The sequence below is a fragment of the Mesorhizobium sp. LNJC391B00 genome (genome assembly GCF_000502535.1).
Classification (GTDB): domain Bacteria; phylum Pseudomonadota; class Alphaproteobacteria; order Rhizobiales; family Rhizobiaceae; genus Mesorhizobium.
Window position 1 is genome coordinate 47,998 of record NZ_AYWI01000004.1, and the last position, 16,067, is coordinate 64,064.

Annotated in this window: 23 protein-coding genes and 1 other RNA gene; 14 read left to right on the plus strand and 10 right to left on the minus strand. The window is 62.2% G+C overall.

All coding sequences use genetic code 11. The features are described from left to right. The first annotated feature begins 16 nt into the window (after positions 1–16). Positions 17–238 (plus strand): 50S ribosomal protein L31, encoded by a 222-nt coding sequence (gene rpmE / locus X750_RS153540; RefSeq protein WP_023668748.1) that lies wholly within the window; start codon positions 17–19, stop codon positions 236–238. A gap of 85 nt (positions 239–323) precedes the next feature. Beyond that, complete coding sequence (locus X750_RS0132560; RefSeq protein WP_023747299.1) at positions 324–860, plus strand: AraC family transcriptional regulator; 537 nt, start codon at positions 324–326, stop codon at positions 858–860. Here X750_RS0132560 and X750_RS153535 read toward each other — a convergent pair. Next, on the minus strand, positions 821–1,462 hold the full coding sequence (locus X750_RS153535; protein WP_023704901.1) for a TetR/AcrR family transcriptional regulator: 642 nt from the start codon (positions 1,460–1,462) through the stop codon (positions 821–823). The genes X750_RS0132560 and X750_RS153535 overlap by 40 nt on opposite strands. A gap of 118 nt (positions 1,463–1,580) precedes the next feature. On the opposite strand from X750_RS153535, the gene X750_RS153530 reads away from it, so the two are divergent. Both X750_RS153530 and X750_RS153525 read left to right on the plus strand, forming a co-directional pair. After that, a complete protein-coding gene (locus X750_RS153530) occupies positions 1,581–2,408 on the plus strand; it encodes an NAD(P)H-binding protein (RefSeq protein ID WP_023704902.1) in 828 nt (275 codons plus the stop codon). Between the two features lies 1 nt (position 2,409). After that, entirely contained in the window at positions 2,410–2,886 is a 477-nt protein-coding gene (locus X750_RS153525) for a DUF1772 domain-containing protein (RefSeq protein WP_023747300.1), read from the plus strand. A 33-nt stretch (positions 2,887–2,919) separates the two neighbouring features. On the opposite strand, the gene X750_RS153520 is transcribed toward X750_RS153525, so the two are convergent. The 3 genes from X750_RS153520 to X750_RS153510 form a co-directional block, all read right to left on the minus strand. After that, complete coding sequence (locus X750_RS153520) at positions 2,920–3,225, minus strand: SelT/SelW/SelH family protein (RefSeq protein ID WP_031196453.1); 306 nt, start codon at positions 3,223–3,225, stop codon at positions 2,920–2,922. Between the two features lie 32 nt (positions 3,226–3,257). Continuing rightward, positions 3,258–4,007, minus strand: a complete 750-nt coding sequence (locus X750_RS153515; protein WP_023668740.1) for a YebC/PmpR family DNA-binding transcriptional regulator — start codon at positions 4,005–4,007, stop codon at positions 3,258–3,260. A gap of 179 nt (positions 4,008–4,186) precedes the next feature. Further along, entirely contained in the window at positions 4,187–4,510 is a 324-nt protein-coding gene (locus tag X750_RS153510; protein ID WP_023668739.1) for a helix-turn-helix domain-containing protein, read from the minus strand. A 51-nt stretch (positions 4,511–4,561) separates the two neighbouring features. On the opposite strand from X750_RS153510, the gene X750_RS153505 reads away from it, so the two are divergent. From X750_RS153505 to X750_RS153495, 3 genes are read left to right on the plus strand one after another with little or no spacing between them, the layout of a single operon-like run. After that, a complete protein-coding gene (locus X750_RS153505) occupies positions 4,562–5,044 on the plus strand; it encodes an SRPBCC domain-containing protein (RefSeq protein ID WP_023704905.1) in 483 nt (160 codons plus the stop codon). 20 nt (positions 5,045–5,064) lie between these two features. Then, entirely contained in the window at positions 5,065–5,427 is a 363-nt protein-coding gene (locus X750_RS153500) for a glyoxalase/bleomycin resistance/dioxygenase family protein (RefSeq protein WP_023704906.1), read from the plus strand. A 29-nt stretch (positions 5,428–5,456) separates the two neighbouring features. Beyond that, positions 5,457–5,939, plus strand: coding sequence for an SRPBCC family protein (locus X750_RS153495; protein WP_023704907.1), 483 nt, complete (start codon positions 5,457–5,459; stop codon positions 5,937–5,939). A gap of 21 nt (positions 5,940–5,960) precedes the next feature. Here the strand turns inward: X750_RS153495 and X750_RS153490 are convergent, their stop codons facing one another. The 5 genes from X750_RS153490 to ssrS all read right to left on the minus strand — a co-directional run bounded on the left by X750_RS153490 (position 5,961) and on the right by ssrS (position 9,116). Further along, a complete protein-coding gene (locus X750_RS153490; protein ID WP_023704908.1) occupies positions 5,961–6,722 on the minus strand; it encodes a TerC family protein in 762 nt (253 codons plus the stop codon). Between the two features lie 70 nt (positions 6,723–6,792). After that, a complete protein-coding gene (locus X750_RS153485; RefSeq protein WP_023704909.1) occupies positions 6,793–7,617 on the minus strand; it encodes a YmdB family metallophosphoesterase in 825 nt (274 codons plus the stop codon). Between the two features lie 56 nt (positions 7,618–7,673). Beyond that, the gene (locus tag X750_RS153480) at positions 7,674–8,201 is read right to left on the minus strand and encodes a DUF3592 domain-containing protein (protein ID WP_198020355.1); all 528 of its coding nucleotides are present in this window, start codon (positions 8,199–8,201) and stop codon (positions 7,674–7,676) included. Between the two features lie 82 nt (positions 8,202–8,283). Continuing rightward, positions 8,284–8,868, minus strand: a complete 585-nt coding sequence (locus tag X750_RS153475; RefSeq protein WP_023704911.1) for a 5-formyltetrahydrofolate cyclo-ligase — start codon at positions 8,866–8,868, stop codon at positions 8,284–8,286. Positions 8,869–8,960: 92 nt separating this feature from the next. After that, positions 8,961–9,116: non-coding RNA, 6S RNA (ssrS, locus tag X750_RS1000000164320), on the minus strand. Between the two features lie 149 nt (positions 9,117–9,265). On the opposite strand from ssrS, the gene X750_RS153470 reads away from it, so the two are divergent. Further along, positions 9,266–10,105, plus strand: a complete 840-nt coding sequence (locus X750_RS153470) for a MoxR family ATPase (protein ID WP_023704912.1) — start codon at positions 9,266–9,268, stop codon at positions 10,103–10,105. Between the two features lie 42 nt (positions 10,106–10,147). On the opposite strand, the gene X750_RS153465 is transcribed toward X750_RS153470, so the two are convergent. Then, positions 10,148–11,686 carry an MFS transporter gene (locus tag X750_RS153465; RefSeq protein ID WP_023704913.1) on the minus strand — a complete coding sequence of 513 codons (1,539 nt, stop codon included), beginning with the start codon at positions 11,684–11,686 and terminating at the stop codon, positions 10,148–10,150. A 142-nt stretch (positions 11,687–11,828) separates the two neighbouring features. On the opposite strand from X750_RS153465, the gene X750_RS153460 reads away from it, so the two are divergent. From X750_RS153460 to msrB, 6 genes are all read left to right on the plus strand, one after another. Then, a complete protein-coding gene (locus X750_RS153460) occupies positions 11,829–12,692 on the plus strand; it encodes a LysR family transcriptional regulator (RefSeq protein ID WP_023704914.1) in 864 nt (287 codons plus the stop codon). Between the two features lie 57 nt (positions 12,693–12,749). Next, positions 12,750–13,196, plus strand: coding sequence for a GNAT family N-acetyltransferase (locus X750_RS153455; protein WP_023668728.1), 447 nt, complete (start codon positions 12,750–12,752; stop codon positions 13,194–13,196). 35 nt (positions 13,197–13,231) lie between these two features. After that, on the plus strand, positions 13,232–13,492 hold the full coding sequence (locus tag X750_RS0132565; protein ID WP_050485875.1) for a type II toxin-antitoxin system HicB family antitoxin: 261 nt from the start codon (positions 13,232–13,234) through the stop codon (positions 13,490–13,492). Between the two features lie 9 nt (positions 13,493–13,501). After that, the gene (locus X750_RS153450; protein ID WP_023704916.1) at positions 13,502–14,692 is read left to right on the plus strand and encodes a VWA domain-containing protein; all 1,191 of its coding nucleotides are present in this window, start codon (positions 13,502–13,504) and stop codon (positions 14,690–14,692) included. A gap of 16 nt (positions 14,693–14,708) precedes the next feature. Next, on the plus strand, positions 14,709–15,506 hold the full coding sequence (locus tag X750_RS153445; protein ID WP_023704917.1) for a hypothetical protein: 798 nt from the start codon (positions 14,709–14,711) through the stop codon (positions 15,504–15,506). Between the two features lie 100 nt (positions 15,507–15,606). Then, entirely contained in the window at positions 15,607–16,011 is a 405-nt protein-coding gene (msrB, locus tag X750_RS153440) for a peptide-methionine (R)-S-oxide reductase MsrB (RefSeq protein WP_023732992.1), read from the plus strand. The last annotated feature ends 56 nt before the right edge of the window (positions 16,012–16,067 follow it).

Below are 16,067 nucleotides of genomic sequence, written 5' to 3' on the forward strand. Positions count from 1 at the left end.
GCCAGGAAGCACGACAATGAAGGCCGATATCCATCCCGACTACCACACCATCAAGGTCGTCATGACCGATGGCACCGAATACTCGACCCGTTCGACCTGGGGCAAGGAAGGCGATACGATGAACCTCGATATCGACCCGACCACGCACCCGGCCTGGACCGGCGGCCAGCAGACCCTGCTCGACCGCGGCGGTCGCCTGTCGAAGTTCAAGAAGCGCTTCGAAGGGTTCGGCCTTTAAGCCTATCGGCTTTCGCAGATCAGGAACCCGCCCTTGTGGCGGGTTTTTTGTTCAGCGGATCGTGGCGCGGACGAAATCGCCTTTGATGACGATCGAGGGTTTGGCACCGGCAGTGTTGGCAAGCGAACTGTCGACGAAGGACGCCGACGCGGTCACCGAGCAAGCTACGCCACGGGCGACGAGCGAGGATTCCGCGGTCGCGGCGGCGGTCGACGCGCTGATGCGGTCAAAAGAACTCTACAGGGACGTTGACCTCAACCTCGGCCGTATCGCCAGGCGCCTCGGCCTGCCGGCGCGGCAAGTGTCGTCGACGGTCAACCGCATCCACGGATCGAGCGTGTCGCAATATGTCAACGACCAGCGCATCGGCGAAGCCTGCCGCCTGCTGGCGGCCAGCGACGAACCCATCACCCGCATCATGTTCGACGCCGGGTTTCTCAGCAAATCGAACGTCAACCGCGAGTTCCTGCGCGTGACAGGCTTGAGCCCGAAGGCTTGGCGGCTGGAGCATCGGACCGTCGAAGCGAAATCTCGCGGCCATGCCGTTGCCAGGCGAGACAAAATGAAGGCGGGCGACACCGGTCAGGCGCCGACTAATTCCCGCAGCGCCATGCGCTTGTAGGCGGCGACCAGCCTGTCGCCCTCCTGCCGGTCGACCGAGATCGCCAGCCGCACGGCAGCCTCGCCCATCTGCCAGACAAGGAAGGCCGTCGTCTCCAGCGCCACCGGATCGGCACCGGGATGCAGCCGCTTCAGCACCGTGGTCAGGAATTCGGCATTCGCCCGGCTGTCGGCAAGTTCGAGCTGGCGCAGCGCCTTGTCAGCCTGGGTGCCCGACCAGATGTCGCGCATCACCGGCTCGGCCAGGAACAGCTGGTAGTAGATATCGACCAGCTCCGAAAACGCCTGCCGCAGGCCCTCGGCGTCGACGACATCCTTGAGCGCCGAGGAGATGCAGGCCTGGCTTTCGGCGGTGTAGCGCTCGGCCAGCGCCCAGACGATCGCCCGCTTGTCGGGAAAGAACTGGTAGAGCGAGCCGATCGACACCGCGGCCCGTTCCGCCACCTCGCCCATGCGCATGGCGTCGCTGCCTTGCTCGGCAATCAGCGCCGAGGCTGCGGCCAGCATGCGCTCGACCCGCTCGCGGCTGCGCTGCTGGGTGGGCGCCCGTCGCGGCGATGCGACCTGCTCCTGGGCAGATGCGGGCGTTGCTGTGTCTTCCATGACGGCCTCCGGCCTCGACAAAATCTGCCAACAAACGGCTTGACTCCCAAAATACGAGGGTTTATCACGTTTTGCAAATGTGAGGATTACTCATGTTTGTAAACAAAGGAAACCCACAATGACCGACACCAAACCAGTCCTGATCCTCGGTGGCACTGGCAAGACCGGCCGTCGCCTCGCCGAGCGGCTGACCTCACAGGGCATTCCCGTGCGCATCGGCTCGCGTTCCGGCAGCCCCCGCTTCGACTGGGAGGTTCCGGCGACCTGGGAGCCTGCCATGCAGGGCTTGGGCGCCGTGTACATCAGTTACTATCCCGACATCGCCGTGCCGGGCGCCGCCGAGACCGTCGGCGCCTTCGCCAGGCTTGCGGTGGCAAATGGCGTCACCCGCATAGTGCTGCTCTCCGGCCGCGGCGAGACCGAAGCCCAGCGCGCCGAAGAGATGGTCAAAGCCTCGGGCGCTGACTGGACGATCCTGCGTTGCGCTTGGTTTTCGCAGAATTTCAGCGAAGGTTTTCTCGTCGAGTCCTTGCGGCAAGGCGAAGTGGCTTTGCCTGTCGGCCCTGTTGGCGAGCCCTTCGTCGATGTCGACGACATCGCCGATGCTGCCTTCGTTGCGCTGACCGAACCGGGTCATGTCGGCCAGCTCTATGAGCTGACCGGGCCGCGGCTGCTAAGCTTCGCCGACGCGGTTGCCGAGATCGCCAAGGCGACCGGCCGCGACATCCGCTATATCAAGAGCTCGCATGACGAATTCACCGCCGCGACGGCGGCATACGAACTGCCGCCCGAAATCGCCTGGCTTCTCAACGAGCTGTTCACCGAAGTGCTTGACGGCCGCAACGAGACGCTGACCGACGGCGTCCAGCGTGTGCTCGGCCGCGCGCCGAAAGACTTTTCCGCCTACGCAAATGAAACCGCTGCAACCGGCATCTGGAGCAACTGAGATGATCAAGCTTTTTCCCACCCTCACCATCATCGCTGCAATCGGCTCGGGCGTCGTCGGCGGCGTGTTCTTCGCCTTTTCCAACTTTATCATGGCGGCGCTTGCCCGGCTGCCGGTCCCCCAAGGCATCGCAGCGATGAATTCGATCAACATCACGGTGATCACGCCCACCTTCATGACGGCGCTGTTCGGCACCGGCCTGCTCTGTCTGGTGCTTATCGCCGCCGTTCTCATGGGGTGGAGCCAGTCCGGCTCATACTGGCTGCTTGCCGGCGCCGTGATCTATTTGATCGGCAACCCGATCGTGACCATGGTCTTCAATGTGCCGCTCAACGATGCGCTCGCCGCCGTCGACCCGGCCAGCGCCGATGGCGCAGCCGTGTGGGCGAACCATCTGAATCAATGGGTGATGTGGAACCACGTCCGCACCATCACCGCCATCGTGTCGATGGCCAGCTTCATCTTCGCATTACTCTGAAGAATGGCACTCCGAAATGCAGAAGACCTCGCCTCAAGCGGGGTCGTTTTGCGTGTGACCCTTGTGGTCGGAATGGCCTAGATCCCGGTCCGGATCGATGACGTCGCGCACCAGCTGCTTGAGCCTGGCGGCATCGGGAAAGCCGCCGTCGCGCTTGCGGTCCCAGATCAGCACATCGTTGCAGGAAACGGTGAAGATGCCGCCTGTGCCCGGCACCAGCGTCACTTCACCGAGATCCGTGCCGAAGGTGGAGAGCAGCTCCTGCGCCATCCAGCCGGCCCGCAGCAGCCACTGGCACTGCGTGCAATAGGTGATGCGGATGATGTGCAGCTCGCTCATGTCGGATTGAGTTCCGCCAATGTCCTGGTCGATCATGCCGCGCTGAGCTTGGCCATGGTCTCGTCGTCAACCTCGAAATTGGCGTAGACGCTCTGCACGTCGTCATCGTCCTCGAGCGTTGCCACCAGTTTCATCAGCGATTGCGCCCGCTCTTCGTCGACCGGGACATTGTTCTGCGGCTGCCAGATCGGCTTCACCGATTCGGCCTCGCCAAGCGAGGCTTCCAGCGCCTTAGACACTTCGCCCATACTCTCGAACGCGCAGTAGATGGTGTGGCCTTCCTCGTCGGACTCGACGTCATCGGCGCCGGCCTCGATCGCCGCGTCCATCACCTTGTCGGCGCTGCCGGCGGAGGCCGGATAGTAAATCTCGCCGGCGCGGTTCCACATGAACGACACCGAGCCGGTTTCACCAAGCGCACCGCCGGCTTTGGTGAAGGCGGCGCGCACGTTGGAGGCCGAGCGGTTGCGGTTGTCAGTCAGCGCCTCGACGATCAGCGCCACGCCGCCTGGCCCATAGCCTTCATAGCGCACCGCTTCGTAATTCTCGGCATCGCCCATCGACGCCTTGTTGATGGCGCGCTGGATGTTGTCCTTCGGCATCGACACCGCCTTGGCGTTCTGGATGGCCAGGCGCAAACGCGGGTTCATCGATGGGTCGGGCGTCCCGCTCTTGGCGGCGACGGTGATTTCGCGCGCCAGCTTGGAAAACATTTTCGACCGCACCGCATCCTGGCGGCCCTTGCGGTGCATGATGTTCTTGAACTGTGAATGGCCAGCCATGGCACCCCTGTCGTCTTCGGCTAGAGCATCCCGAAGCGAGGTGGTCTCACCTCGTCTTCCCGGGTACTCGAATTCAAATTTCAGAGCCGTCTAAGGTGCAACGCGATGGATGCACGGCGTTCTCTGTCGGAATGGCCGGCTTATAGATAAATCGGCTCAATTCGTCCAGCCGCGCCGGTTCAGCCCTCCAGATCGGATTTCAGCCGGTCGATAATGCTGAGCGCATGGCCGGCATACTGGCTGATCCAGCGGTCGTGGATGTGCTTGATCGGCAGGGCGTTGAGATGGTTCCAGCGCTCTCGCCCTTGGCGCTTTGCCACCACCAGTTCGGCTTCTTCCAGCACCTTGAGATGCAGCATGACGGTGCAGCGATCGATGTCGGGAAACGCCTCGCACAACATGCCGGTCGTCTGCGGCGCATCCTTCAGCCGATCCAGCAATTCGCGACGGCGCGGATGCGCCAACGCCTTGAAAACGTGATCGTCCGCGGTTTGGCTTGACATGTTATGTTTCTATAACATATCGTCGAGCCAATCAAGGAAGGAGCTGTGGATATGTCTCTTGGATTCAGAGTTTCCGGACGCATCGGCAAACCGGTCGCAGAAGTCTTCGACGCAGTCGTCAATCCGGAGAAGCTCAGCGGCTATTTCACCACCATCGGCGGCGCCAGCGGCCCGCTGGAAGCCGGCATCGGTGTCGTCTGGTGGGGAAAAGTGCCGGTCGAGGTCGATGAAGTGGTCAAGGACAGCCGCATCGTGTTGCGCTGGGATGCCACAGATGCCGAGGACAGGCCGGCCTACAAGACACGCATCGAGATGAACTTCGAGCCGCTGGACGATGGCGGCACCCTTGTGACCATTGCTGAATCCGGCTGGCCGGAAGGCGTGGTCGGCCTGCAGAAATCCTACCTCAATTGCGAGGGCTGGTCGCAGATGCTGGCTTGCATGAAGGCCTATGTCGAATACGGCATCAACCTGCGCGACGGCTACTACCGCGGCGAGATGAGGGGCGAGCCGGCCAACGAGACAAACAGATGAACCGCGCAACGGAGCCCGCAATGACCGCGAAAATGACAGGTGGAATCAACATCGCCATGAAAGTCCCGTCACATCAGTACGAGGCGACGATCGCCTTCTATCGCGACGTCGTCGGCTTGAATCCATTCACCGCCAAGACGCCGGCCATCGGCTTCGAGCTTGGCCCAAACCGTCTGTGGATCGACGAGGCGCCGATGCTGAGCCAGGCCGAAGTCTGGCTTGAGCTTTTCACCGACAATTCTGCAGCCATTGCGGATCATCTCGCCAAGGCCGGCGTCGTCCGTTGCGACGCGGTCGAGCCCCTGGGCGAAGGCTTTCGCGGCTTCTGGATCGCCAACCCGGCCAGCATCGTTGACATGGTGCGCGAGCCTGACGCCTGGTGAGCGCAAACCGGACAAGGAAAGGAGCATCGATGGAAATTCACAAAACGCCGACTGCCGAAGCCGGCATGCTGATCAGGCGGCCGGTCGCCGAGGTCTTCGAGGCGATCGTCGACCCGGCCATCACCACGAAATTCTGGTTTACCCACAGTAGCGGCCGGCTGGATAGCCGCAAAGAGGTTCACTGGGAGTGGCGCATGTACGGGGCCTCGGCGATGGTCAATGTCAGCGAGATCGTCGAGAACAAGAAGATCGTCATGCAATGGAGCGATCCGCCGACCACTGTGGTCTGGACATTCACGGAGATGCCCGGCGCCGAAACGCCTGACGGTGCGACCTTTCTTGAGGTCAGCAATTTCGGCTTCGCCGGCACCGCCGACGAGCAGGTCAAGCAGGCGGTCGGCTCGACCGACGGCTTCGCACTGGTTCTTGCCGGCGCAAAGGCATGGCTGGAACAGGGCCTGTCGCTTGGCCTGATCGGCGACCGTTATCCGAAGGGCGTGCCGGGGCGCTAGGATCGCCCCGATCGCCCAGCCTCAATGCCCACCGCTGGATTTCTTCCTTCGCCGCGCCAGCATGTTGAGGCCCTCGACCAGGGCGGAAAAGCCCATCGCGGCGTAGATGTAGCCCTTCGGCACATGATAGCCCATGCCGTCGGCGATCAGCGTCATGCCGATCATCAGCAGGAAGCCCAGCGCCAGCATGACGATGCTCGGGTTCTTGGCGATGAAATTGGCCAGCGGCCCGGCCGCCAGCATCATCACGCTCACCGCCACGATCACGGCGATGTACATGATGGCAATCTCGTCGGTCATGCCGACGGCGGTGATGATCGAATCGATCGAAAAGACGAGATCGAGCAGCAGGATCTGGAAGATGGCGCCGGCAAGCGAGATCTGCAGCGTCTCGCCCATCATCGTATCCTTGTGGTCGTCGGGATCGACGGTGTGGTGGATTTCCTTGGTCGCCTTCCAGACCAGGAACAGGCCGCCGGCGATCAGGATCAGGTCGCGCCAGGAAAAGCCATGGCCGAACGCTGTGAACACCGGCGTCGTCAGCTGCACGATGATGGAGATGGTTGCGAGCAGCACCAGCCGCATGATCAGCGCCGCCGAGATGCCGAGACGCCGGGCGCGGGCGCGCTGCGCTTCCGGCAATTTGTTGGTCAGGATCGAGATGAAGATCAGATTATCGATGCCGAGCACGACCTCGAGCACGATCAGCGTCAGCAACGCGACCCACGCGGTTGGATCGGAAACAAATTGAAAATGCGGCGCCAGGAATTCAACGAGCTGCATGGAGGTCGTCCCCTCTACGATCTAGAGCAGTTTCGTCGCCAGTTAGGTACTATATTCCACCATATCAATGTCACGACCAGAAGGATGGCGCGGTTTCTTCAAGCCGAGGCCCGCGGCGAAACGGCGCGATCTTTTCGGCCAGGCCCGTCCGGTCGGAAATGTCGACGCCGACGCCGCACAATGTCGCCGGTCCGGTGGCCGCCTCGAAGCGGCCTTTCGGAACTTTCGACAGGAAGCGGTTGAGCGGCTCTTCCTTGTCCATGCCGAGCGAGGAATCATAGTCTCCGCACATGCCGGCATCGGACATGTAGCCGGTGCCGCCATTGAGGATCTGGTGGTCGGCCGTCGGCTGGTGCGTATGGGTGCCGATGACGAGGCTGGCGCGGCCGTCGACGAAATGCGCGAAGCACATTTTCTCCGAGGTCGCTTCGGCATGGAAGTCGATGACCACGGCATCGGCCTGCTCGCCCAGCGGACAGGCGGCCAGCTCGCGCTCGCCAGCCTGGAACGGATCGTCGAGCTCGGGATGCATGAACACCCGGCCCATGATGTTGGCGACCAGCACGCGCGCACCGTTTTTGGCGATATAGACGCCGGAGCCGCGCCCCGGCGTTCCCTTGGGGAAGTTGGACGGGCGCAAAAAGCGCTCCTCGCGCGGCGCGAAGATCAGTGCGTCGCGCTGGTCCCAGACATGGTTGCCGGTGGTGACGACATCGGCACCGGCGGCGATGGTGTCGCGAAAAATGTCTTCGGTGATGCCGAAGCCGCCGGCGGCGTTCTCGCCATTGACGATGACGAAGTCGAGTTTGAAATCCGAGATCAGGCTGGGCAGTTGTTCCCGCACCGCCGTACGTCCCGATTTGCCCACCATGTCGCCGAGGAAGAGAAGTCTCATGCCCACTTCTATCCAGAGGCACGGACGCTAGGCAAGCGCTACCCGGGCGATTGGCGCTAACGCCGGCCGAAAGTACCACGCTGCTGTTGAGACGGCTTTGCGCTCGCGCCCGCGACGCGAACTGCCGAAGGTATCATCGGTGACGCCGGCGGTGCGGTGCGTCCGCGCAGCCAGAAGAACCACACGTAGAAAACAGTGAACCCACCAGTAGCGGCCAGGAGCAACAGCCCGCCGCGCCAGCCCTTCATCGCCGCGGTATCGAGGATCGATGGATTGGCAGGGTTGTAATACAACTCCACCGCGTCGCCTTTCGACGCCGTGTAGAGGCCGATGTCCTTTCCCTTGCCGGACCACGTCATCGGTGCATCGTTCGCGACATAGGTGACAGCGACGTTGATGCCTTTCGTGGTGAGGCCATTACCCTGGGCTTCGCTGTAGGAACTGACATCCGTCACTGTGGCAACCGTCTGATGCCAGGCGAACTGGTGGTGCAGGGCCGTTCCGGAAATGTGCAATGCCATCGCGAACAGCGTCACCGCTATGAGGACGAACGGCATCAGCAGGAAGCGTGCGAAGACAAACATGATGGCCGCCATCGGCTCGGACTGTGTTGCCGGAATACTATCCGGCACGTCTTGGAAACGCGTTAAGCGGGATCGCGGTCTTTTAAGCGATATCGAAGCGGCGCAAACCGCTCTCGGTCAGTATTTCCGGGATGATGACGTCGTGCGCCTCATCCGGCACCAGACCCACCTCCTGGCAATCGAAGGCGATGCCGATCAGTCGTGGCGGCTGGCCCTTGTCGATCAGCTTGGCGATGGCGCGGTCGTAATAGCCGGCGCCATACCCGATGCGATGACCGCGGCTGTCGAAGGCCGCGAGCGGCACCAGCATCACCGCGGGATCGAGAACCTCGGCCTCCGCATGCGGACCGACCGTGCCAAAACCCATCTCGACCATCGGCGCGCCGCGCACCAGTTCGCGAAAGACGATGGTGGTCTTGTCGAGGATGGCCGGCAGGCAAAGCCTGGCCCCCTTCTCGCGCAAGGCGAACATCAGCGGCCTGATGTCGACTTCCGATCGCATCGGCCAGAAAGCTGAAACGATCTGACCCGGCTCGATGGCGAGGTGGTCGCGCGCCGTCTCGGCCATCTCAAGCGCGATCTCCACCCGCCACAGCGGATCGAGCGCATCGCGGCGGCCGAGTGCCTCGAGGCGCAGCTGCTTTTTCAGGGCTTTGGGAGATGTCATGCGCGGACGATAGAAAAGGTCGGATCTGGGTGACGTTTCATGAGCGACGTTTTCTACCACATCATCCGCCAAACTGGGCGGATACAGGTAAGTGACGATCCACACAACCGGTGGAGAGAGCGATCCCGGGAACCTACAAAGTAGGTGGGCGCCGTATGAGAAAACCCACGGGTCTTCCCAGGGACAGCTCCCTAAGGATCGTTAAGGCCCCGGGGAAAATGTTCTCCTGCCGGGAAGCGCAGACCGCCAAGCCCAATATAGGCGGCTGGTCGGTCAAGCGCTAGTGACATGAGCCGATGTTTCCATTTCGATCTCACACGCTTGCGTCGCAGCCGGCTCGCCCTTGCACAGGTCAAGCAGCGTCCTTACGGTCGCGCTCACCAACCGAGGAGCAAGTATGCGTTTCGAAGGCACGGCGGCCTATGTCGCCGACAAGGATCTGATGGTGGCGGTGAACGCCGCGATCGCGCTGGAGCGGCCATTGCTGGTCAAGGGCGAGCCGGGCACCGGCAAGACCGAGCTTGCCCGCCAGGTGGCATCGGCGCTCGGCCTCGACCTGATCGAATGGCACGTCAAGTCGACCACCCGTGCGCAGCAGGGACTGTATGAATATGATGCTGTCTCGCGGCTGCGCGACAGCCAGCTCGGCGATGCCAGGTTCAACGACATCAAAAACTACATCAAGCGCGGCAAGCTCTGGGACGCCTTCGCGGCTGGCAAGAAGGTCGTGCTGTTGATCGACGAGATCGACAAGGCCGATATTGAATTCCCCAACGACCTGCTGCAGGAACTCGATCGAATGGAGTTCTTCGTCTACGAAACCGGCGAGACGATCCGCGCCGCTGTGCGCCCCATCGTCATCATAACCTCCAACAATGAGAAGGAACTGCCCGACGCCTTCCTGCGCCGCTGCTTCTTCCACTACATCCGCTTTCCCGATGTCGAGACGCTGCACAAAATCGTCGACGTGCACTATCCCGGCATAAAGCAGAATTTGGTACGGGCAGCCCTCACCCAGTTCTACGAGATCCGCGATGTGCCGGGGCTGAAGAAGAAGCCGTCGACCTCCGAGGCGCTCGACTGGATCCGCCTGCTGGTCGCCGACGACATCGCACCCGAGGATTTGCGCGCCGATCCGAAGAACGCGCTGCCCAAGCTGCATGGCGCGCTGTTGAAGAACGAGCAGGATGTGCATCTGTTCGAGCGCCTGGCGTTCATGGCGCGAAGGCAGGGGTGAGGATCGGCGGTTAGCTAACAGCTATGAGCACGCTTCCGCAGCTTACTCGGCGGGAGCAAACCCTCTCTCCTGCGGCGCGACGCGTTTCGGTCCGAAGATGACGAAACCGATGACCGACAGGGCAAGAACGCCGATCCCGCAATAGAGCATGACCCAGCCGAAGCCATTGACCAGGGCGGCATGCACGATGGCGCCGGATGGGTCGAGGGTTGCGAGCTTCGGTGTCCTCTGCGCAAGGCCCTCCAGATTGCCGGTGGCGATCCTTTCCGCCAGCGCCCGCAACTCGTTCGGCTCCAAAGCCGCGCCGAGTGTGGTCCGCAGGTGGGAAACGATCCCCTGCGTCAGCAACAGGCCGAGCACCGCAATGTTGATGGCGAGCGTGATCAGGCGTGCGCTGATATCGATGCCGGACGCCATGCCGGCGCGATCCGGCGACACCGCGCCGGTCGTGGTGTTGGTGGTCGGCGAATTGGTGAGACCGATGCCGATGCCGGCAATCAGCGTGCCGGGCAGCATGGTCAGCCAGGTGGCGCCCTCGAGCCCGGAGCCGATCCACATGGCGATGAACCCGATCCCCAATGTCAAAAGGCCGAGCGGGATGGCAGTCCGCGCTTGATAGCGCGCGCGCAGCCGCTCGGCGATCGGCGGCATCACCATGAAGGGCAGCGTGTAGACGAGCAGCAGCAGGCCGGTCGTCGTGCTGTCATAGCCAAGCACGCCCGAATAATAGATCGGCAGATAGATGATGAATGGCCAGTAGCTGAAATTCATGCCGATGGCGCCCATGATCGCGCCGGAAAACTGGCGGATGCGGAACACGGAGAAATCGAACATCGGATAGGGATTGACCCTCTCGGCGACAAGGAAAGCGATGAACGCAGCCACGGAGGCTGATATCACGCCGATGCGGGCGCTGGTCCCGAGATCCGCACCCTGCGTGATCAGATAGGAGAAGCCGAAGACAGAAGCCGACAGCGTCAGCATGCCGGCCCAGTCGAGTTTCTGGGCATTGTGATCGCGCGATTGCGTGACGCCGGCGCCGATAAAGGCGAGCGCCAGGATCGCCAGCGGCACGTGGATGAGGAACACCCATTGCCAGTTCGACAGCGCCACGATCAAGCCACCGATGGCGGGCCCGAAACCGAGCCCGATGCCTGAGACGACGCTCCAGGCGACGAAAGCCTTGCCGCGTTCGCGGCCGTCCTGGAACTGATGCGACAGCACGGCGACGCTGCAGGTCAGCATCGCGCCGCCGGCGAGACCTTGCAGGAAGCGGGCGGCGATCAGCAGCGCCGCACTCGGCGCTAGGCCGCACAGCAGCGAGGCGAGGCCGAAGGCGACGGTGGTGATCACCATCACGCTCTTGCGGCCGAAACGGTCGGCCAATGTCCCCGTCGCCATAAGCACCGTCGTGCAGGCGATGGTGTAGGCATTCATGATCCACTGCAAATCCCTAAAATTGGCGGCGAGCACGCTTTCCAGTTTCGGCAGGATCACCGGCACGCTGGAGATTTCGAGCCCGAACAAGAGCGACGCCAAGCACACGCCGGTGAGCGCGATGGTGTTTCGTTGAATTGGCATATCGATCTCTTTCCATCCGAGCAGGAGGCGCTCTTCAAACCGCGACCAGTTTGACATAGAGGAGACTTGACCATGAAAAAAGACTATGCTCGGCTATATCAGAAATGACAAAACGGAATGATTGGCCCAATGGAGTGCTGCGATGACCAGTCTTGATGTGGACGCCGTACGAACCTTCGTGATGGTGGCCGATCTGCAGAGCTTCACCCAGGCGGCATTGGCGCTGGGCAGCACGCAGGCGACGATCAGCGTCAAGCTGCGCCGTCTCGAGGAGAAGCTCGGCGCGCGATTGATCGAAAGAACGCCGCGCCGCGTCAGCCTGTCGGCACGAGGCGCCGTCTTCCTCCCCGCCGCGCGCGACTTCCTTGCCGCGCACGAGCGCGCCATGGCGGAGTTTGCGTCAGCACCATGCCGGCTTGCGCTCGGCTTTGTCGATCATGCCGCCGGTCCGGCGCTGTCCATTCTGATTGCCCAGCTCCATGCGCACGATCCATCGCTGACGCTCAGTTTGAGGATCGACACCAGCACGGTGCTCAAGGAAGCTTTCGATCACGGCGAGCTCGATGCAGTCATCGTGCACCGCGAAGGCGACAGCCGTCCTGGCCGGACCTTGTCGCGCAACCACTATGGCTGGTTCGCAGCACCTTCCTTCGAGTGGCAGCGCGGAACGCCGTTGCGCCTCGCGCTCTTAAGCACCGTGTGCAACTGTCCGGACCGCGTGCGGGCGGTCGAGGCGCTGGACAAAGCAGGCATCGCCTGGGAGGAGGCCTTCGTCGGCGGCGGCGGCGCGGCCGTCAACATTGCGATATCGGCGGGCTTTGCCGTTTCGGCGCTGGCTCACTGCGTCGCTCCGCCCGGCCTGATCGAGGTTGGCCGCAAACTTGGTCTTCCATCGCTTGACCCTTCCGAAGTGGTGCTGCATTCGCACAATCTGGCGCCGCGCGCGCGCGACGCGCTGCAGATGCTGGCGACCGCATTTCGCGAGTACAGTTCGCCGGTGGTATAGGCGAAGCTGCACCTGATCTGATTCCGCCGGAACGGGTCATGCTTTGGAGGAACCGAAATGACCGAGATCACCGTCCGCCCGCTGGCGCTGGCCGACCATGCCGACTGGCGGCGGCTGTGGACTGCCTACCTCACCTTCTACGAGACCAAGCTGCCGGACGAGGTCTACGACATCACCTGGAAACGACTGTTCACGGAAGGTGAATTCGAACCGAAGGGGTTTATCGCCACGCTTGACGGCAAGGCGGTCGGCCTGACCCATTATCTCTATCACCGCTCCGGCTGGTCGGAGAAAAACAACTGCTACCTGCAGGACCTGTTCGCCGACCCTGATGTGCGCGGCAAGGGCATCGGTGCGGCCCTCATTGAAGCGGTCAAGCAGGAAGCCGGCAAGATCGGCGTCAAGAACGTCTATTGGATGACCCACGAAACCAACGCCACAGCGCGCAAGCTCTACGACCATGTCGCGCGGCGGACAGGGTTTATCGAGTATGATCTGCTATGATGCGAGCGCGATCGAAATAACGCGGAAGGAGCCGAATGATCCGCTATGTCGGAATCCTGGATGGCAGTGACGGCGTTTGGGGAGTGCGGATGCCCGATCTCGCCGGCTGCCACGGGGCCGGCGCAAACCCGGCTGAAGCGATAGCCGATGCCGCGTCGGCTATGCGCGAATGGGCGGAAGCCCGCATCGCAAAGCACTTGCCCATGCCCAACCCACGTACTGTGGCAAATCTTCTGCAATCCGGCGAAATCGACAGTGCCCGTGGCGACTCCGCCGTGACCGTTCGGCATAGATAACGGCCAACCATGTTCCTCCCCTTCTTTCTCGAACTAAAGGCCGCGCGGGTTCCCGTTTCGCTCAGGGAATATCTGTCGCTGCTGGAAGGGCTGGAGGCCGGGCTGGTCGACTATGACGTCCAGGGTTTTTATTACCTCGCCCGCGCCGCGCTTGTGAAGGACGAACGCCATATCGACCGCTTCGACCAGGTGTTTGCGCATGTCTTCAATGGGATCGAGGCGCTCGCCGGACCGGATGCCGTCGATGTCGCCAACATCCCTGAGGAATGGCTGCGCCGGCTCGCCGAAAAGCACCTGACCGAGGAAGAGAAGAAACTGATCGAGGCGCTCGGCGGTTTCGACAAGCTGATGGAGACACTGAAGCAGCGGCTGGAGGAGCAGAAAGGCCGCCACCAGGGCGGCTCGAAATGGATTGGTACCGGCGGCACCTCGCCTTTCGGCGCCTATGGCTACAATCCCGAAGGCGTGCGCATCGGCCAGCATGAAAGCCGCAATCGCCGTGCGGTGAAAGTCTGGGACAAGCGCGAGTTCAAAAATTTCGACGACGCCGTCGAGCTCGGCACCCGCAACATCAAGGTGGCGCTGAAGCGCCTGCGCCGCTGGGTGCGCGAGGGTGCGGAGGAAGAGTTCGACCTGCCCGGCACCATCCATGCCACCGCCGAGCACGGCTATCTCGATGTGCAGACGCGACCCGAACGGCGCAACGCCGTGAAGCTCTTGATGTTCTTCGATGTTGGCGGCTCGATGGACGACCACATCAAAAGCGTCGAGGAGCTGTTTTCGGCCGCCCGCGCCGAATTCCGCCGGCTCGAATATTTTTACTTCCACAACTGCCTTTACGAGGGCGTCTGGAAGGACAACCGGCGCAGGCATGCCGAGGCCATCCCGACCTTCGATCTGCTTCACAAATACGGCCCCGACTACAAGGTGATCGTCGTCGGCGATGCCTCGATGAGCCCTTACGAGATCGCGCATCCCGGCGGTTCGGTCGAGCATTGGAACCCGGAAGCCGGCAGCGTCTGGCTTGGCCGCCTCATCCAGCAATGGCCGAATGCGGTCTGGCTGAACCCCGAAAACCAGAAAAACTGGGGCTTCACCCATTCGATCGCGATGATCCGCGATCTCTTCGGCGGCCGCATGTTCCCGCTGACGATGGGCGGGCTGGAAGCCGCGACCAAGCAGCTTTCACGCAAGCATTGATATGAGAGGAAAACCGATGACCTGCTTTCTTTGCCCGCAATGCGGCGTCCAGTTCGCGGCAACGCAGACCCCTCCAGAAAATTGCCCGATCTGCGAGGACGAGCGGCAATATGTGCGCTGGGAAGGCCAGGCCTGGATCACTGGGGAAGAACTCTCTGCCGGGCATAGGCTTGTGATGAAGGACGATGCCGGCGTTCTCGCTTTCGGCATCGAGCCGCGCTTTGCTATCGGCCAGCGGGCGCTGCTGGCGCAGACGCCGCACGGCAATGTGCTGTGGGATTGCATCTCGATGGTGAGCGACGAGGCGGTAGCCGAAATCAACCGTCGCGGCGGCCTGGCCGCGATCGCCATTTCGCACTGCCACTATTATTCGGTGATGGTCGAGTGGAGCGAGGCGTTTGGCGGCGTGCCGATCTATCTCCATGCCGACGACCGCCAGTGGATTATGCGGCCGCACAACGCCATCGTCAGCTGGGCGGGCGAGACGCTGGCCATAAACCCGTCGCTGACACTCGTGCGTTGCGGTGGCCATTTTGCCGGCGGCCAGGTGCTGCATTGGAAACGCGATGACGGTAACGCCCTGCTGTCCGGCGACATATTGCAGGTGACGCCGACGCGTCGCCATGTCAGCTTCATGTACAGCTATCCGAACTACATTCCGCTCAATGCGCCGGCCGTGCGACGCATCGCGGCGGCACTTGAGCCTTTCGAATTCGACGACATCTACGGCGCGTGGTGGCAGCAGAACATCATCGGCGACGCAAGAACGGCATTTCATGCGTCGATCGCCCGCTATCTTCAGGCGATTGGGTAGGAGCTCGGCTGAAAATGCGAGCAAAACACGTAACAAACGCCTATCTCTAAGCGAATATAGCTTGCAACCAACAACAAGCCGCCAAGGCTGAGGAGATCAAATGGACACCCACACCTACCCTGTCACGCGCACCGACGCCGAATGGCGCGCCCGCCTGACGCACGAGCAATATGCGGTCATGCGCGGCCATGGCACCGAACGGCCCGGAAGCTGCGCGCTGCTCTACGAAAAGCGCGCCGGCACCTTTTCCTGTGTCGGCTGCGACCAGCCGCTGTTCGAATCCAAGCTCAAGTTCGAGAGCGGCACCGGCTGGCCGAGCTTCAATGATCCGGTGCCCGGTTCGGTCGAAAACACCGTCGACCGCAGCTACGGCATGGTCCGCACCGAATGCCACTGCGCCCGCTGCGGCAGCCATCTCGGCCATGTCTTCGAGGACGGCCCGCCGCCGACCGGCCTGCGCTATTGCATCAACGGCGTGGCGCTGAAATTCGAGCCGGCGGCTTAAGCCGCGGCTTGACCACCATCTTCAAAGGGCGGCTTCGGCCGCCCTTTTTCGTGTCA

Bases quoted from the DNA above. Each gene is read 5' to 3' on its own strand.
- X750_RS153475 (WP_023704911.1), bottom strand. From the start codon at position 8,868: ATGACATCTCCCAAAGCCCTGAAAAAGCAGCTGCGCCTCGAGGCACTC.
- X750_RS153505 (WP_023704905.1), top strand. From the start codon at position 4,562: ATGTCTCTTGGATTCAGAGTTTCCGGACGCATCGGCAAACCGGTCGCA.
- X750_RS153500 (WP_023704906.1), top strand. From the start codon at position 5,065: ATGACCGCGAAAATGACAGGTGGAATCAACATCGCCATGAAAGTCCCG.
- X750_RS153490 (WP_023704908.1), bottom strand. From the start codon at position 6,722: ATGCAGCTCGTTGAATTCCTGGCGCCGCATTTTCAATTTGTTTCCGAT.
- X750_RS153485 (WP_023704909.1), bottom strand. From the start codon at position 7,617: ATGAGACTTCTCTTCCTCGGCGACATGGTGGGCAAATCGGGACGTACG.
- X750_RS0132565 (WP_050485875.1), top strand. From the start codon at position 13,232: ATGATCCGCTATGTCGGAATCCTGGATGGCAGTGACGGCGTTTGGGGA.
- X750_RS153535 (WP_023704901.1), bottom strand. From the start codon at position 1,462: ATGGAAGACACAGCAACGCCCGCATCTGCCCAGGAGCAGGTCGCATCG.
- X750_RS153495 (WP_023704907.1), top strand. From the start codon at position 5,457: ATGGAAATTCACAAAACGCCGACTGCCGAAGCCGGCATGCTGATCAGG.
- X750_RS153520 (WP_031196453.1), bottom strand. From the start codon at position 3,225: ATGAGCGAGCTGCACATCATCCGCATCACCTATTGCACGCAGTGCCAG.
- X750_RS153510 (WP_023668739.1), bottom strand. From the start codon at position 4,510: ATGTCAAGCCAAACCGCGGACGATCACGTTTTCAAGGCGTTGGCGCAT.
- X750_RS153525 (WP_023747300.1), top strand. From the start codon at position 2,410: ATGATCAAGCTTTTTCCCACCCTCACCATCATCGCTGCAATCGGCTCG.
- X750_RS153470 (WP_023704912.1), top strand. From the start codon at position 9,266: ATGCGTTTCGAAGGCACGGCGGCCTATGTCGCCGACAAGGATCTGATG.
- X750_RS153445 (WP_023704917.1), top strand. From the start codon at position 14,709: ATGACCTGCTTTCTTTGCCCGCAATGCGGCGTCCAGTTCGCGGCAACG.
- X750_RS153530 (WP_023704902.1), top strand. From the start codon at position 1,581: ATGACCGACACCAAACCAGTCCTGATCCTCGGTGGCACTGGCAAGACC.
- rpmE (WP_023668748.1), top strand. From the start codon at position 17: ATGAAGGCCGATATCCATCCCGACTACCACACCATCAAGGTCGTCATG.
- X750_RS153460 (WP_023704914.1), top strand. From the start codon at position 11,829: ATGACCAGTCTTGATGTGGACGCCGTACGAACCTTCGTGATGGTGGCC.
- X750_RS153480 (WP_198020355.1), bottom strand. From the start codon at position 8,201: ATGTTTGTCTTCGCACGCTTCCTGCTGATGCCGTTCGTCCTCATAGCG.
- X750_RS153450 (WP_023704916.1), top strand. From the start codon at position 13,502: ATGTTCCTCCCCTTCTTTCTCGAACTAAAGGCCGCGCGGGTTCCCGTT.
- msrB (WP_023732992.1), top strand. From the start codon at position 15,607: ATGGACACCCACACCTACCCTGTCACGCGCACCGACGCCGAATGGCGC.
- X750_RS153455 (WP_023668728.1), top strand. From the start codon at position 12,750: ATGACCGAGATCACCGTCCGCCCGCTGGCGCTGGCCGACCATGCCGAC.
- X750_RS153515 (WP_023668740.1), bottom strand. From the start codon at position 4,007: ATGGCTGGCCATTCACAGTTCAAGAACATCATGCACCGCAAGGGCCGC.
- X750_RS0132560 (WP_023747299.1), top strand. From the start codon at position 324: ATGACGATCGAGGGTTTGGCACCGGCAGTGTTGGCAAGCGAACTGTCG.
- X750_RS153465 (WP_023704913.1), bottom strand. From the start codon at position 11,686: ATGCCAATTCAACGAAACACCATCGCGCTCACCGGCGTGTGCTTGGCG.